Genomic DNA, 14,510 nt, shown 5'->3' with positions numbered 1-14,510 from the left:
AATAGTTTTCTCTAAACTTTCGCGCGCGCGTCTGCCTTTATGGCCTGTGCAACAAACACAAACAAAATACCCACGATACTTGCAACACATGAACCCATCAGGATGGCAAATTTAGCCGCCATAATTTCTTGTGGTACATCAAATGCCAAACCAGAAATCAAAATTGACATCGTAAAGCCAAGAGCTCCCATGATGCCCACTGCAATAATCTGAATCCAGTCAACATGCTTAGGCAGCTTAGCAAAACCAATTTTAACCAGTACAAACGTAACCGATATGATACCTATTGGTTTTCCAAGTGTTGCCCCCAAGAATACACCTTGGACAACAGGATCACTTGCAAGCGTAGAAAAATTAGTTCCAGTTAAACAAATCTGAGCATTCGTAAATGCAAATATCGGCAAAATTACAAAGTTAACTAAAACAGAAATATAGCCTTCAACACGCTCAAGCGGAGGCGTTACATGGTGCATAATGCGTTCAATGCGCTGAGCATCGTAACTTACGTCGTGCTGTCCTAAAATATGCACATCCGTATCAAGGTGCTCATCAAGCATGTTTGTTTGATGACTAAGCCAACTATGCAAATGTGAAAGACGGATATCACTTTTAACTGGTAAGAAAAATGCCAAAATTACGCCTGCAAGCGTAGGGTGAACGCCAGAATTATACATACAAACCCAAAGAACAAAGCCTACTATAAGATATGGCTTTGCAGAAAATATTTTTGCGCGATGAAGAAGCGCCAAACAAAGCATAACTCCTAAAGTGGCAGCGCACCAAACCACGTCTAAACTTTGCCCATAGAACAAGGCAAGCACCACAATTGCCAATAAGTCATCGGCAATAGCAAGTGTTTGGAAAAAGACTTTGGTCTGAGGAGCCACGCGCTTACCCAAAAGCGACATAACACCAAGGGCAAATGCAATATCGGTAGCAATAGGAATTGCCCATCCGTGGACGCTTTTTCCCCAGTTAAACGCAGTGTAGATAAGCGCTGGGACGCACACTCCCCCAACCGCTGCAAGCATAGGTAAAAGAGCCTGACGAGGCCGTCTAAGCTGTCCTACAACCATTTCGTATTTTAGTTCTATACCAACAAGTAAAAAGAAAATGGCCATTAAAAAGTCGTTAATGAAAGCTTCAAATGTCATGGACACATAAAAATTGGCAATCCAAATTCCCAAGCTTTGAGTAAACGCATGATGAACGCTGGCATATAACGGGGTATTGGCAACAATAACTGCACACAGAGCAGCTGCAACCATAACGGCCGCGGCAAGGGTACCGTCTGAGCTGAGAGCCTCAAACGGCGTGCGCTTGATAACGCGTGCAATAACCGAAGGCTCTTTAATAGTGGTGAATATACGCTGTTTCATAATGTGCACTTACTCCTAAACTTTTATATTGAGGTACCGTATAAATACCCGACAATGTATGCATATATACTATCAAACAGTTGACGTTACAGCTCTAAAATTGATACATGCCAAGGTTAAAACATAGGATTTATTTGATGAGTTTATTTTTTGTTTACATAGTATACTTATAGTTATTGAATTACCGTGCAATTTGGTAGAAAACTATCAAATTCATGAGAAAATACCCGTAAAGATAATTTAGCCTCAACTGGAGGATGCATGAATAATCAACATATTGCATGTATAGTAGATTCTGGCTCTGACGTTGCCGAGTCATTCGTACGTGCACACGATATTATAGTGGTGCCACAGCGCATTACCTATTCAGACGGTTCAACTTATGAGAGCTGCGTGGATATTTCTTCATCAGAAATTCTTGCGCGCTTAGATAAAGAAATTCCTACCACATCTCTACCTTCGCCCGATAGAATACACAGAGCTCTTGTGAGCGCGCGTGAGGCAGGCTATACCAAAGCAGTAATTTTTACGATTGCAAGCAAACTTTCTGCAACCTATGAGACTGTGCGCATGGTTGCCGATCAAATGAGCGACTTTCCTACGCTTGTTATTGATACTCGCCTCGTAGGTATGGTATCGGGCATGGTAGTAGAGCGCGCAGTAGAACTCATCGAGCAAGGAACACCATTTGAAGCGCTTGAAGAAAAAATTGAAGCGTACATAGATCATTCACGTGTATTTTTCTGTGCCAAAACACTTGATTATGTCTATAAAGGCGGACGAATCAATGCTGCAATTTATAACATCAGCAAGGTATTAAACATCAAGCCGATTCTTACCTGCGACGAGAGCGGCGCATATGCCATCAAGAAAAAGGCGCGCGGATGGGATAAAGCACTCGATACGCTTGCTGCGCTGGTAGAAGATCACGCAGACCGCTGGGGTAAGGTTCGTATAGCAATTTGTACAACCGAGAAAAACAGAGAACTTTTTGAGCACTTTAATAAGCGGTTGCGTGCCGATATTAAAGATTTAGCAGGTATTGAACATGCAGATATAACCCCTGAGCTGCTTGTTCATACCGGTCCCGATTTAATTGGCTTGGGCATTCAAAAAGTGCTCGATAACTAAAAGACTGCGCGTAAATCGGTGGCATAAAACAATTGATTTTTGCCTCTAATACCGCTCATACAGCAAAGATTAAATTTTACCCTCAAATGATCCATTTGAGGGTATTTTTATTAAGCTTCGTCTTATATGAATGATGTAGATTCTCAGATGCTTACGCAGGATAATTCATGTGCGCGTTATCTATGTGAAGCAACGTTTGCTCAAGAAAACGCTTTGCCCACCATTTTGCCATAGGCAAATCACTATCATGCCAGTTACCACATTCTTTGGGTAAAGCCCCTGGAACTGTACCCTCATGTGTAGCCATACTTGAAAACAACTCGCACAACAGGTCAATAACATCTTGCGTTTGATATGAGCCAAACAATAAAAGGTAAAAACCTGTTCTGCAGCCCATAGGACCAAAATATAAAACACGTGACGCCCATGCTTTGTTATTGCGCAGATACGTGGCCCCCATATGTTCCAGCGCGTGCAAAGCCGCCGTATCAATAACAGGCTCACGATTTGGCGCGCACATGCGAATATCAAAGGTAGTTACCTCATACGAAGTGTTTGGATATGTATCGCGTCGTGACACATACACACCAGGCTCTAAAAGCTCGTGATTAACGGTAAAACTTGCAATCTTTTCCATCAAACTCGCCTCATTTGCATTACGTAAAACATAAGCCACGCATAAACTGTATATAGCATAACTCGTATAACTGACGGTACTACCTTACAGCGTTACAAGCATGTGCTCGATAATCCGTGCGTTATCATGCGCTGTTTGTTTTTCAAACTTAGGATAATCAACTCCCGATTCTTCATCAGCATTATCAGAAATGGTGCGCATAACAACAAAGGGAATATGATTCAGATGGCAAACCTGCCCAATTGCGGCACCTTCCATTTCGCAACAAAGCGCGCCAAACTCTTGCACAATCTCGGTTTTTCGGGCACGCGTATGCACAAACTGATCTCCTGACGCAATACGTCCCATGTAAGAATGTATATCTGGACGAGCAGAACATATGGCTTTATCTGCAGCGTCTATAAGCTCATAAGACGCCTTAAAGGCAAGCGTATCCATACCAGGAATTTGTCCTAGGGGGTACGACAAGTTGCTTACATCAAAATCGTGGTGCACTACCTCCGTTGAAACCACAACGTCACCAACCATTAAGCGCAAATCCAAAGCGCCAGCAATGCCGGTGTTGATGATTGCGTCCACATGATAGATATTACACAGGATCTGGGCACAAATACCTGCATTTACTTTGCCGATGCCACTTTGAACCACAACAACGTGCTTGCCGCATAACACGCCTTCAAAAAAGTCCATAGACGCAAAACGTGTGTGGCGCGTCTGCTGCATATGTTCTACCAGAAGTTCGGTTTCAACTTTCATAGCACCAATAATGCCATACGTCTGAATCATATAACCTCTTTCGCAAAATACGTGGAACGTGTTTAAGTTTGCTTTACAGAAAATAGTACATTTACAGAAATGCTACACTGCCCGTTTTAAGGCGACACGCGTTTAATCGAGCTTAACCAAAGGCGCAAAACCTTTCATGAGCTTCTTGGTTTTACCCGTCTTTTCAAAAAACACTTCTACGGTATCGCGTGTTTCGTTTCTTACAACACCTATGCCAAACGTTTTGTGAGAAACACGGTCGCCGCGCTTAAAGGACGTAAGCGCATGCGTACTATCTTTTTGTATGCCAGTAGCTTGAGATTGCGTGCTTGTTCCCGTAGAGCGTGTATACGAACCAAAAACGTGTCCGCCATAGACATCTTGGCCTCTACCCGATCCAAACGTTCCGTGCCGATCTCCACGCTTTTCCCAACCAACACCTGTGAAGCCCGACGAACCAACGCCTGTTGCATGTATGTCTTCTTCGGGGATCTCGTTTAAGAAGCGACTTCTGGGGTTAGTTTGCGTACTGCCAAACATATGTCTTACGCTTGCATAGCTTAAGAACAAGCGTTTACGAGCGCGCGTGATGGCAACATAAGCAAGGCGGCGCTCTTCTTCGATTAATGATTCGCTTCTATCAAAGGCTACGTGAGGAAAAATGCCGTCTTCCATACCTGCAACAAATACCACAGGAAATTCCAAACCTTTAGCGGCGTGTACCGTCATCATAGTAATAGCACTTGTTTGGCCAGAAAGTGTATCAAGATCTGAACGCAGCGCAAGCCATTCGATAAATGCAGCTAAATTGGCATCAACTGCACCCTGATCGGCTGTATGTTCAACAGCAGCCGCTTGAACCGTGTCAAGTGTTTGTGAGTTGCCTTGTTGATGAGCGGCTATAATGTCTTTTACCTGCGCAGATGGACGAGAATTTACAGCAGGCGCCGCTTGAGAATCCAAGGCGGACACACCCAACTCGTCTAACTGTTGACTATCAATTAAACCTGCTTCGGCGAGGTCTTGCAAACTCATCAGAGTTTCTTCCATATTGTCGTGCGATGCTTCAAATTCTGCAGCAACGCTTAAAAACTCTTGAATGTTTTCGATTCGAGATTCGGCCTCAACACTGCCCTCGCTTTTAAGTGCCTCAACAAGATGTGTTTCGTCCAAAATTGCCGAAACAACTTTCGACAAATCGCCGTGCATAGTTTGAGCTTTTTGAATACACGCTACAAACTCAGAAAGTTTGGTGCGCAAACGTGCATTCAGAAGATCTTTTTCATCGCAACAAGCACATACTGCCTCAAAAAACGAGATGTTTCGATCATTGGCATACGTCTGTATTTTATCAATAGATGTTGTACCAATACCCCTGCGCGGTGTATTGATAATACGCAAAACGCTCACATCATCAAAGGGATTAACCACAACTTTAAGATATGCAAGCACATCCCTGATTTCTGCGCGGTCAAAGAATCGCGTACCACCCACAATTTTATATGGCACGCCTGCACGTAAAAACATATCTTCTAAAATACGAGATTGCGCGTTCATACGATAAAACACTGCTATATCGCTATACGCGCACCCACTGTCATGGAGCTTCTCAATTTCGGCACCAATCCAACGACCTTCATCGCGCTCATCAGAAGCCTGAAACACCTCAACCTTTTGACCATCGCCTGCTTTGGTAAACAGTTCTTTTGCTTCGCGCCTTGAATTATGCTTGACCACCGCATTAGCAGCATGCAAGATATGGCCTGTTGATCGATAGTTTTGTTCGAGCTTTACCACATGAGCCTGCGGATAGTCTTTTCTAAACGACAAGATATTAGTAATATCGGCTCCACGCCAAGAATAAATGGATTGGTCGTCATCACCTACAACCATTAAATTTTGATATTTGCGTGCCAACAAATTGGTAAGTGCATATTGAACAGCGTTGGTGTCTTGGTACTCATCAACACTGATATATTTAAAAATATTTTGATAGTATTCCAAAACATCGGGGTTTTTAGAAAACAGCTCATATGTTTTGACCAATAAATCGTCAAAATCCATTGCATTTGCCGTGCGCAGACGTTGCTCAAATATACGATAAACCTCTGCAGCGGTTTCAAGCAGCGCAGATCCGCCAGCAGTCTCCTCCATATCTTGAGGCGTCTGAGCAGCGTTTTTTGCCTGAGAAATACGTTCGCGAATGGCATTGGGCGCATATTTTTTGGGGTCAAGATTTAAATCACCCATAATATGCTTAATGAGGCGTTTGGTATCATCGGTATCATAAATAGTGAAATTTTTTGAATATCCCAAGCGCTCAGCGTGCGTGCGCAAAATTCTTACGCACATGGCATGAAAGGTGCTCACCCACATGCCTTGCGTTCTGCCAGGAAGCAGCGCTTCTATACGCTCGCGCATTTCTTTTGCAGCTTTATTGGTAAAGGTAATTGCAAGAATAGACCAAGGACTTACCCCTTGTTCCTCAATAAGATATGCAATACGATACGTTAAAACACGCGTTTTGCCCGAACCTGCTCCTGCAAGCACCAAAAGAGGGCCCTGGGTGCACAACACGGCCTGTTTTTGTTGCGGATTAAGAGAATCTATATCTACCCTACTTTGTCGCGTGCGCGGCAAAGCGTCACGTTTATCACTTTGATGACTATGGGACATATCAGCATTAAAATCCTGTGGGGAAAACAATGTATCTTGAGCAACTAACGCCATGCACATCTCCAAAATCAAATGGTGGCTACATAAAATATGCAGCCACTACACTACTATTTCTTTTTTAGTTTACACGCATGGCGCGACATTAATTGGAATTGTATGCTTAGTGATTGGTAATAGAGTCCAAAAAGTCCTGCGCACGCTGGGTTTTTGGCTGGGCAAAGAATTCTTGTGGAGAAGCTTCCTCCAAAATTTGTCCATCAGCCATAAACACAATTCGATCGGCAACACGGGCAGCAAAATTCATCTCATGGGTTACAACAACCATGGTCATGCCCTCTTTTGCCAACGAAACCATAACATCCAGTACTTCGTTAATCATCTCAGGGTCAAGTGCACTGGTAGGCTCATCAAACAGCATAACTTCGGGGTGCATTGCAAGCGAGCGAGCAATTGCCACACGTTGCTGCTGACCACCAGAAAGCTGGGCAGGAACTTTGTGTGCTTGTGCTTCTACACCTACGCGCTTTAAAAGCTTTAAAGCTTCAGCTTGTACCTCGTCTTTTGGTCGTTTAAGAACGGCAATTGGCGCCATGCACACGTTATCGAGGATGCTTTTATGTGCAAACAAGTTAAACGACTGAAAAACCATGCCAATACGACTTCTCATTGCTGCAAGTTCTTTTCCCTCTTGAGGCAAAGGCTCGCCATCAAGCAGTATCGAGCCCGAATCAATGGTTTCAAGGCGATTAATTGTTCTACATAAGGTAGACTTTCCCGAACCAGAAGGGCCAATAATTACAACCACTTCACCTGCTTTAATAGAGAGGTTTATGTCTTTTAATACATGTAATTTACCAAAATACTTATTCACCGATTTAAACTCAACAACAGGAATATCCTGAGAGGATTTTGGCGTTCCTTCGGCTTGTTTTATATCTTCCATACCGACTCCCTAAATTTCGCTCATTTCAACCGACAAATCAACTTTTGAGCTTGACACCGGCACGCTTGTCTTTTTGGTATACCACTTAGAAATGTTGTTAAGCGACCAGTTAATTGCAATATAGATAAGCGCAACGATCAAATACACCGAAACAAGTGCATCGTAATTGGTGATAAGAACCCGTGCGTTTTGCAACAAATCGGGATAACTTACAACATAGGCAACCGTAGTGTCTTTCACAACAACAACGAGCTGCGCTATAAGCGCTGGAATAACGTAGCGAATTGCCTGCGGCAAAACAACCTTTTGTAACACTTGGGCACGAGTAAAGCCAAGCGCATACGCTGCTTCCTTTTGACCTTTTGCAACAGCATGTACGCCCGAGCGAAAGACCTCCGCCAAAACAGCTGCCGCGGCACACGCCACAGGTAGCGCAATCATCCAAAACGAAGGCATTTTAATACCGTATTGCGGAATTACCAAGAAACAAAAGTAAATAAGTAAAAGACTTGGCACTCCACGGAAGAAATCGATACATATACGTGCTGGAATCTTAAGAAAACGGTTATGACTTATACGGCAAAGCATAAGCACAAGACCAAGCAATAAAGAAAGAACTCCTGCTACGAGAGCAATCGAAAGCGTACCAACAAGACCTTGTAATAAAAAGATCCACGTTGTGGGTAACAAAAAGAAATTCCAAAATCGAGGTGCCAATTGACCGGTTATGTAAAAACGATACACAATACTTGCCACAAATGCCGCAAGCACAATTAAAGACACAAAGGTGATAATTGAAACCAACCGTTTGGTTTTAGGGCCAGGCTGCTCAAAGAGCGCGTCACGAACCGATGTGTAAGAATTAGTATTCATCGCTTAATTCTCACCATCCTGTCCAGTTTGTTTCCTGCATATGCAACCACAATTGAAGCAGAGACGTAGCCAAAGGCGGATATGGCAAATGCAGCAACTCCACCTACGGCGCGCGTGTTAATGTAGGAAACCAGTCCGGTAAGCTCCTGCGGAACTAGCGGCACCTGAGAAGCAATTGCCGTAGTTAATATCAGCGCAATCAAAAGATTAGTCATAGGAAGCACGCACGAACGCAACGCTTGGGGCAAAATAACAGCCTTTAAACTCTGCATAAACGTAAAGCCAAGTGATCGAGCTGCCTCAATTTGGCCTAATGCAATGGTATTGATGCCTGTCATAATATTTTCCGAAGCAAATGCTGCACCAATGAGTGCTGCCGTTACCATAACACAAGCGTCATACGGCAAAATAATCTTTAAATTTGGAAGAGCATAAACCACAATGACAAGTAAAGAAATTGCAGGTATATTACGAAATATATGTATGTACGCATCCCCTGTTAAACGCAGTGGATAAATAGGGCTTATACGCATAATCGAAACAATGCATCCAAGAAGAGTGGCACTTACATACGAAATAAGTGCCATCTTCATAGTAACTGTCCACGCCATTAGATACATCGAACCATACGCAGCCCATAATTCTTGAAATCCCATTATTCCTCGCTTATGAACAACTGTACGATGCTATAACTTAACAAGGCGTATCTTTACGAGCCTATACTCCTATTGAAGGTGGAGTAGGCACTTTGGTAGCCTCGGTGCGGTTGCCAATTGCAACTTTCCATAGTTCTGCCCATAAACCAGCATCTTCAACCTTTTTAAGGAACGTGTTAACAAAATCAACACCATCGCTGTTAAGAGGAAGTCCAATGCCGTAATAATCAACCGGGCCAAAAGACTCTCCTACCAGCTTGTATTTGCCTGGATTTCTAACAATTGAACCGCGTTGCATAGTTTCATCAATAACATAGGCGTCTACTCTACCTTGCGAAAGTGCATTTCGAGCCTCTTCGTCGGTAGTAAACTCTTGAACTTTTGCCTCGGGCGCAAGCTGCTCTAAAATCGTAGGGCCTGTAGAACCCGACTGCGCGGCAACGTTTTTCTGAGCAAGATCGGACAACCCATTAATAGTAGTGTTGGACTGAGCAACCATAATCCCTTGTTGTGTAGAATAATAAGGGCCTGCAAATGACACAGCTTTTTTGCGAGCATCCGTTATGGAATACGTTGCAAATACAACATCAACCTGCTCGTTTTGAAGAACCGACTCACGCGTATTAGACGTAACCAAGGTAAGATCGCTCTTTGACTCATCACCTAAGACATAGCGCGTAAGCAATGAAACCAAACCTGCATCAAAACCACGAATTTTCCCATCGGCTTCGTCAAGAGATGCAAATAGAATAGAAGTTTTTACACCACCAACACGAAGCTTTTGTGCTTTTGCCACCTGGCTTGCCCATGTGCTTTTGTCAATATCGGCTTGCGAAGCCACAGGACCTTGCGCAATAAGCGCGTCAAATGCTTCTTTATCGATACCTTTAACTGTTGGCTGTTCTTGTGAGGGAGCAACATCTTGTGGTGTACAGGCTGCTTGAGATAATCCAACCAAACAACATGCTCCGCCCAAACCTAAGCGAAGAGCTTGTCGTCTTGTGACCGAAGTGTTGAATAACGAAAACGCCATATTGCTACCTCCTTTTGCTTACATCTATAGGCTTGTATCCCAAGCCTACAACAAAGCGTTACGAATACTTATATACGACCGTTATGTGCGAAAATATGCAGGCACACAACGATTACGGCGTATGTGGTTATCTATAGTACCTGACAAATATTGTATCCGTGCGCTCAGACCTATAATTTTTCTAACCTGAAACGTTAAACTCACACGACCTACATGAACACGTAATAATTATGGATTTAGATACGAAATTTAAGATATTTTATGGCATAATTATGCATACTTTGTATATAATCAGCTTAATTACATAAGCCAGAAATACACAGCAACACAAATACCTAGCATAATTCGATACCAACCAAAAAGCGAAAAATCATGGCGTTTAATATAGCCCATAAGAAACTTAACAACAGCCATAGACACTAAAAACGCTACTAAACAGCCTACTACCAACGTAGATGCTTCCATAGCCGAAAACGTATTTCCCTTTATGAAAAACTTTACCAGGCGCAATCCCGACGCCCCCACCATAACAGGAACCGCTAAATAAAACGTAAATTGCGCGGCAACGCTCCGCGAACAGCCCATAAGCAGTGCGCCAATAATTGTGGAACCAGACCGTGAAGTACCTGGAATAATAGAAAGCACCTGAAAACATCCAATTCCAATAGTTTGTTTCCAACTCAACTTATCCATAGTCTGCGTTGTAACACGTTTGTCTAAAAACGTACGCTTTTGTAACGCGGACGACTCAACTTTTGCATGTTTAGCAGCGCGCACAGAAAGATCTCCCTGCGAATCTTTGAGGCACAAAAACACAACACCGTATACAACAAGTGCAGCGGCAATCACAAACGGACTCCCAAGATGCTCGTCCATCCAATCGTCCAAAGGAATACCTATAACCGCTGCAGGTATACAGGCAACTATAATTTTTGCCCACATAGCCCAAATGGAATTTCGCTGCGCTTTGGTGAGCGCAAAAGCAAACGGGTTAAGCTCTTTAAAAAAGGACACGCATACCGCCAAAATTGCACCAAGCTGTATAACTACCAAAAACATATGCCAAAACGCTGGCGATACATCAAGAACTACAAATTTTTCGAGTAAAAGCATATGACCTGTTGAGGAGATAGGAAGCCACTCGGTAATGCCTTCTACAATTCCAAATAACAGTGCTTTTAAAAGTTCAATAATGGCGGACATGATACTCCTTATATATTTGTAGTGCCTTATAGTGCTAATTTGCTTGCTTTAGCATAACTTTTACAGAACGATTTTTACCGTTAACAAAAATGTGACACAAAAAACGCTTAGAATCATATAAACTTGCCCACAAGAATAGCATCTCATGACCAGTATATCCGTACATGGTTAGTTGCACAGTTAAGGAGGATATATGTCTATCCAAGAAACCGCTCAAGAAAAACTTGGCTACTCAACCATCTTTGTGGCGCTTGATGGATGTGAGCATCAAGATTACGTACTCCAAAAAGCTGCTGAATTTGCACGTAACTACCATGCTGAATTGGTTATCGGTCATGTTATAGACGCGTCTGCACTCGAAACTGCAAGCACATATCCTGCTGATATTTTGCAGGGCCTAGAAGAAGGCTTTAAGTCTTCAATAGCCAAGCAGGTAGAAGATCTCAAAGCAGATAAAGGCATACAAGGTGTACGTGTAATCATTCGCGCAGGTCGTATTCGTGAAACACTTAAAGAAGACATGCTCGATATAGTTAACCCCGATTTGATTATCTGCGGTGCGCGCGGACTTTCTTCGATTAAATATGCACTTTTGGGCTCAATTTCTACGTTTTTAGTCAGATATCCCAAATGCGATACGCTTGTTATTAAGTAGATATTCATATATAAACTTCCATATAATGTCCATGCTCACATGGAAAGTAGATGAGAGTGACATATTTAAGGTAGAATATAAATTCGCAAAACTGCAACAGATATAGTGAACTAGAGCGAACCGGCGTCAATCCATATGCCGGAGTTACAGGAGATCATCACAATGCATAAAGCATGGCATGGTTTTGTCTCTGTATTGTTGTCTGTTTGTGTCATTTGTTCATCTACATGTATGGTATTTGCAGATCAAACTGATGACGGCACAATTGAGCAGCTACAACAAGAGGTGGAACAATCGGCAGACGCCTTACGACAAGCACAAGAACAAGCAACCGAAGCAGAGCAGCACGTTCAGGAAAATAATGCAAAGTTGCAAGAGCTGCAGCAGCAATTACCCGAGCTTAAAGCTCAAGCGGCGCTTTCTATTCGTACCATGTATCGAATGAGTAGATCGGGTTCGTCTTTGGTTGAAATGCTTTTATCGGCGCCTGATTTTAACAGCTTCATATCGCTCATGCAGTACCTAAATATTATTCAAACAAAAAATAATGATGCAGTCAGCAAATTACTTGAAACTGTTAACGATGTTAAAAACACGCAAAAAGAGCTTGAGCAAGATAAAAAAGCAAAAGACGAGGCAGTTGAAAATGCTTCTGCAACTATGAATAAGGCAATAGAGGCACGTACGCGCGCTCAACAAGCAGCTGCTGCACGTGCAGAAGCCGAAGCGGCCGCTGCAAAAGAAGCCGAAGAAAAGGCTCGCCAAGCCGAAGGCGCAACGTTTACCACAGCATCGGGCAATACCGTTACGGTAGATGCGCCAACTTCACCGTTATCGCAGGTAAATATGAGTAGTGACCGTGATTCATTTGTTGCTAAATGGTCGGGTCGTATCAATTCATATTTAAGCGGCTCTCCTCTTGCAGGACATGGCAAAACCTTTGCCGAAGCAGCATGGGATAGCGGCGTTGACCCTCGATGGTCGCCAGCAATTTCTATGGTCGAAAGCTCCAAAGGTGCGTATTGCTTTAGACCGCATAACGCTTGGGGCTGGGGCAATGCAAGCTGGGGCGACTGGGACACCGCTATTAGAGCGCATGTTTCGGGCCTCGCACGAGGATATGGCGGAGGACTTACTCCCTCTGCAGCACGTAAATACTGTCCGCCTAATGCTGATTTTTGGTACAGCCGTTGCAGCGAAGAAATGAGCCGTATATAGCGGTTAATAACATCCGATAGCAATACTACACCCCTTTAATTTGTATGCTTACGCTCAAATTAAAGGGGTGTTTTTGAACTCAGGATTTCTGTTTTGGACAGCTATGAACAGTGCTTTGATCAGCTTAATCTTGAAGCGTGCTGTTTTATACGGCTTCTCTTTGGCGTTTTTGTTTTTGCATGTGTTTATGTTTTACAAGCAGATCCACAAAGCTTATGCAGTTAAGAACACCATAATAATGATAAGTGCAAAGCCAAATCGTTCACCAGGAGAAAACATCGTACCCATTACCAGCGCAGTTGAGATTGTTGCAGCCAGCGGCTCGCTTGTTCCTAACATAACGCCTTTAACCGAGCCAACTTCTTTAACGCCTTCAAGAAAGAGCGCATACGCTCCAAACGTTCCTAAAACAACCGTAAAAACAAGATAGAGCGTTCCTGTTACCCCAAAATGAGGAATAGAATTCCACGGTTGCACATAACACGCAAGCATAAGACCTGCACATAAAAATGCAAGGCCATTTACTACAAAATTTCCGTAACGGTTCATAAGCTTAATTGGTTGAATTGCCAAAATCGCAGCAGCAGTTGCACACACCATACCCCATGCAAGACCTTCAAGTGGCAGCTTAAGCTGTGTTGGGTCACCACCTGTTGAGATAAAATACGTGCCAACAACAGCTAAACACAACCCCCACGCTTCACGGCAGCGTGGCATGCGCTTATTGGTAATGCACACATAGAGCATAACTAAAACCACGCCTAGATTTTGCAAAATAGTAGCAGTTGCCGAATTGGTCCAAAAAATTGCCTCAAGATACGACACTTGAGAAAGCAAAATCACATCAAACGCCATCACAACCATCATGATGAGCGCATGTTTTGAGTGAAGCGCGGCGCGCAGTTGGCGCGGCGTTTGCCTATTGGCAAGGCCTAAAAACAATATTGCGGTAAAAATTTCGCGCACGCATGCCAGCCACATCGGAGTTACCGCATAGGTATCCATAATAACTTTAGAAAGTGTTGCATTCATGCCCCAAAGACTTCCGCCTAAAAGCGTAAGCACAATACCATACGCCAGTCGATGTTGTGCTTTAAAACGCATAAACGCGGGTTGCAACGTATCTTTATAATAAGACGCACGCAAGAGACGCCAACCATGTGACCGATATTCTTCTACATGTTCTGATAAAGCATCCACATGTTGACGATTCAACACTTCCTCCTCTTATGTGCGCGCCGCCATCAATCACTAAGCGCATATTTTATACAAGATTTTTTATATAAATACGTTTATAAACATATCGTAGTGTTTGCCCGCTTACTCAAACTTTTAACGACC

13 protein-coding genes are annotated in these 14,510 nt (G+C 43.3%); 3 read left to right on the top strand and 10 right to left on the bottom strand.

The annotated features are described in order from the left end of the window. Positions 1-11: 11 nt before the first annotated feature. Positions 12-1,379, bottom strand: a complete 1,368-nt coding sequence (nhaA, locus tag AC1DBT_RS02385) for a Na+/H+ antiporter NhaA (protein WP_480018421.1) — start codon at positions 1,377-1,379, stop codon at positions 12-14. Positions 1,380-1,640: 261 nt separating this feature from the next. On the opposite strand from nhaA, the gene AC1DBT_RS02380 reads away from it, so the two are divergent. After that, positions 1,641-2,510, top strand: a complete 870-nt coding sequence (locus AC1DBT_RS02380) for a DegV family protein (RefSeq protein WP_480018420.1) — start codon at positions 1,641-1,643, stop codon at positions 2,508-2,510. A 151-nt stretch (positions 2,511-2,661) separates the two neighbouring features. Here AC1DBT_RS02380 and AC1DBT_RS02375 read toward each other — a convergent pair whose 3' ends face one another. The 8 genes from AC1DBT_RS02375 to AC1DBT_RS02340 form a co-directional block, all read right to left on the bottom strand. After that, a complete protein-coding gene (locus AC1DBT_RS02375) occupies positions 2,662-3,147 on the bottom strand; it encodes an S-ribosylhomocysteine lyase (protein WP_006302451.1) in 486 nt (161 codons plus the stop codon). 84 nt (positions 3,148-3,231) lie between these two features. Further along, positions 3,232-3,933, bottom strand: coding sequence for a 5'-methylthioadenosine/adenosylhomocysteine nucleosidase (locus tag AC1DBT_RS02370; protein WP_480018419.1), 702 nt, complete (start codon positions 3,931-3,933; stop codon positions 3,232-3,234). A 102-nt stretch (positions 3,934-4,035) separates the two neighbouring features. Further along, positions 4,036-6,642, bottom strand: coding sequence for an ATP-dependent helicase (locus AC1DBT_RS02365; RefSeq protein WP_480018418.1), 2,607 nt, complete (start codon positions 6,640-6,642; stop codon positions 4,036-4,038). A gap of 106 nt (positions 6,643-6,748) precedes the next feature. Then, positions 6,749-7,531 (bottom strand): amino acid ABC transporter ATP-binding protein, encoded by a 783-nt coding sequence (locus tag AC1DBT_RS02360; protein WP_480018417.1) that lies wholly within the window; start codon positions 7,529-7,531, stop codon positions 6,749-6,751. Between the two features lie 9 nt (positions 7,532-7,540). Beyond that, positions 7,541-8,404, bottom strand: a complete 864-nt coding sequence (locus AC1DBT_RS02355) for an amino acid ABC transporter permease (protein WP_006302447.1) — start codon at positions 8,402-8,404, stop codon at positions 7,541-7,543. Then, on the bottom strand, positions 8,401-9,060 hold the full coding sequence (locus AC1DBT_RS02350; protein WP_480018416.1) for an ABC transporter permease subunit: 660 nt from the start codon (positions 9,058-9,060) through the stop codon (positions 8,401-8,403). The genes AC1DBT_RS02355 and AC1DBT_RS02350 overlap by 4 nt, the downstream gene beginning before the upstream one ends. A gap of 61 nt (positions 9,061-9,121) precedes the next feature. After that, positions 9,122-10,093 carry a transporter substrate-binding domain-containing protein gene (locus AC1DBT_RS02345; RefSeq protein WP_480018415.1) on the bottom strand — a complete coding sequence of 324 codons (972 nt, stop codon included), beginning with the start codon at positions 10,091-10,093 and terminating at the stop codon, positions 9,122-9,124. A 300-nt stretch (positions 10,094-10,393) separates the two neighbouring features. Beyond that, positions 10,394-11,296, bottom strand: a complete 903-nt coding sequence (locus AC1DBT_RS02340) for an undecaprenyl-diphosphate phosphatase (RefSeq protein ID WP_480018414.1) — start codon at positions 11,294-11,296, stop codon at positions 10,394-10,396. A 193-nt stretch (positions 11,297-11,489) separates the two neighbouring features. On the opposite strand from AC1DBT_RS02340, the gene AC1DBT_RS02335 reads away from it, so the two are divergent. Both AC1DBT_RS02335 and AC1DBT_RS02330 read left to right on the top strand, forming a co-directional pair. Then, positions 11,490-11,951 carry a universal stress protein gene (locus tag AC1DBT_RS02335; protein ID WP_480018413.1) on the top strand — a complete coding sequence of 154 codons (462 nt, stop codon included), beginning with the start codon at positions 11,490-11,492 and terminating at the stop codon, positions 11,949-11,951. A 162-nt stretch (positions 11,952-12,113) separates the two neighbouring features. Next, a complete protein-coding gene (locus tag AC1DBT_RS02330) occupies positions 12,114-13,169 on the top strand; it encodes a coiled-coil domain-containing protein (protein WP_480018412.1) in 1,056 nt (351 codons plus the stop codon). Between the two features lie 213 nt (positions 13,170-13,382). On the opposite strand, the gene AC1DBT_RS02325 is transcribed toward AC1DBT_RS02330, so the two are convergent. Further along, on the bottom strand, positions 13,383-14,387 hold the full coding sequence (locus tag AC1DBT_RS02325) for a DMT family transporter (RefSeq protein ID WP_480018411.1): 1,005 nt from the start codon (positions 14,385-14,387) through the stop codon (positions 13,383-13,385). Positions 14,388-14,510: the final 123 nt, after the last annotated feature.

Source organism: Fannyhessea sp. C0108B2, assembly GCF_056583915.1.
This window is presented reverse-complemented; position numbering and strand designations above follow the sequence as displayed.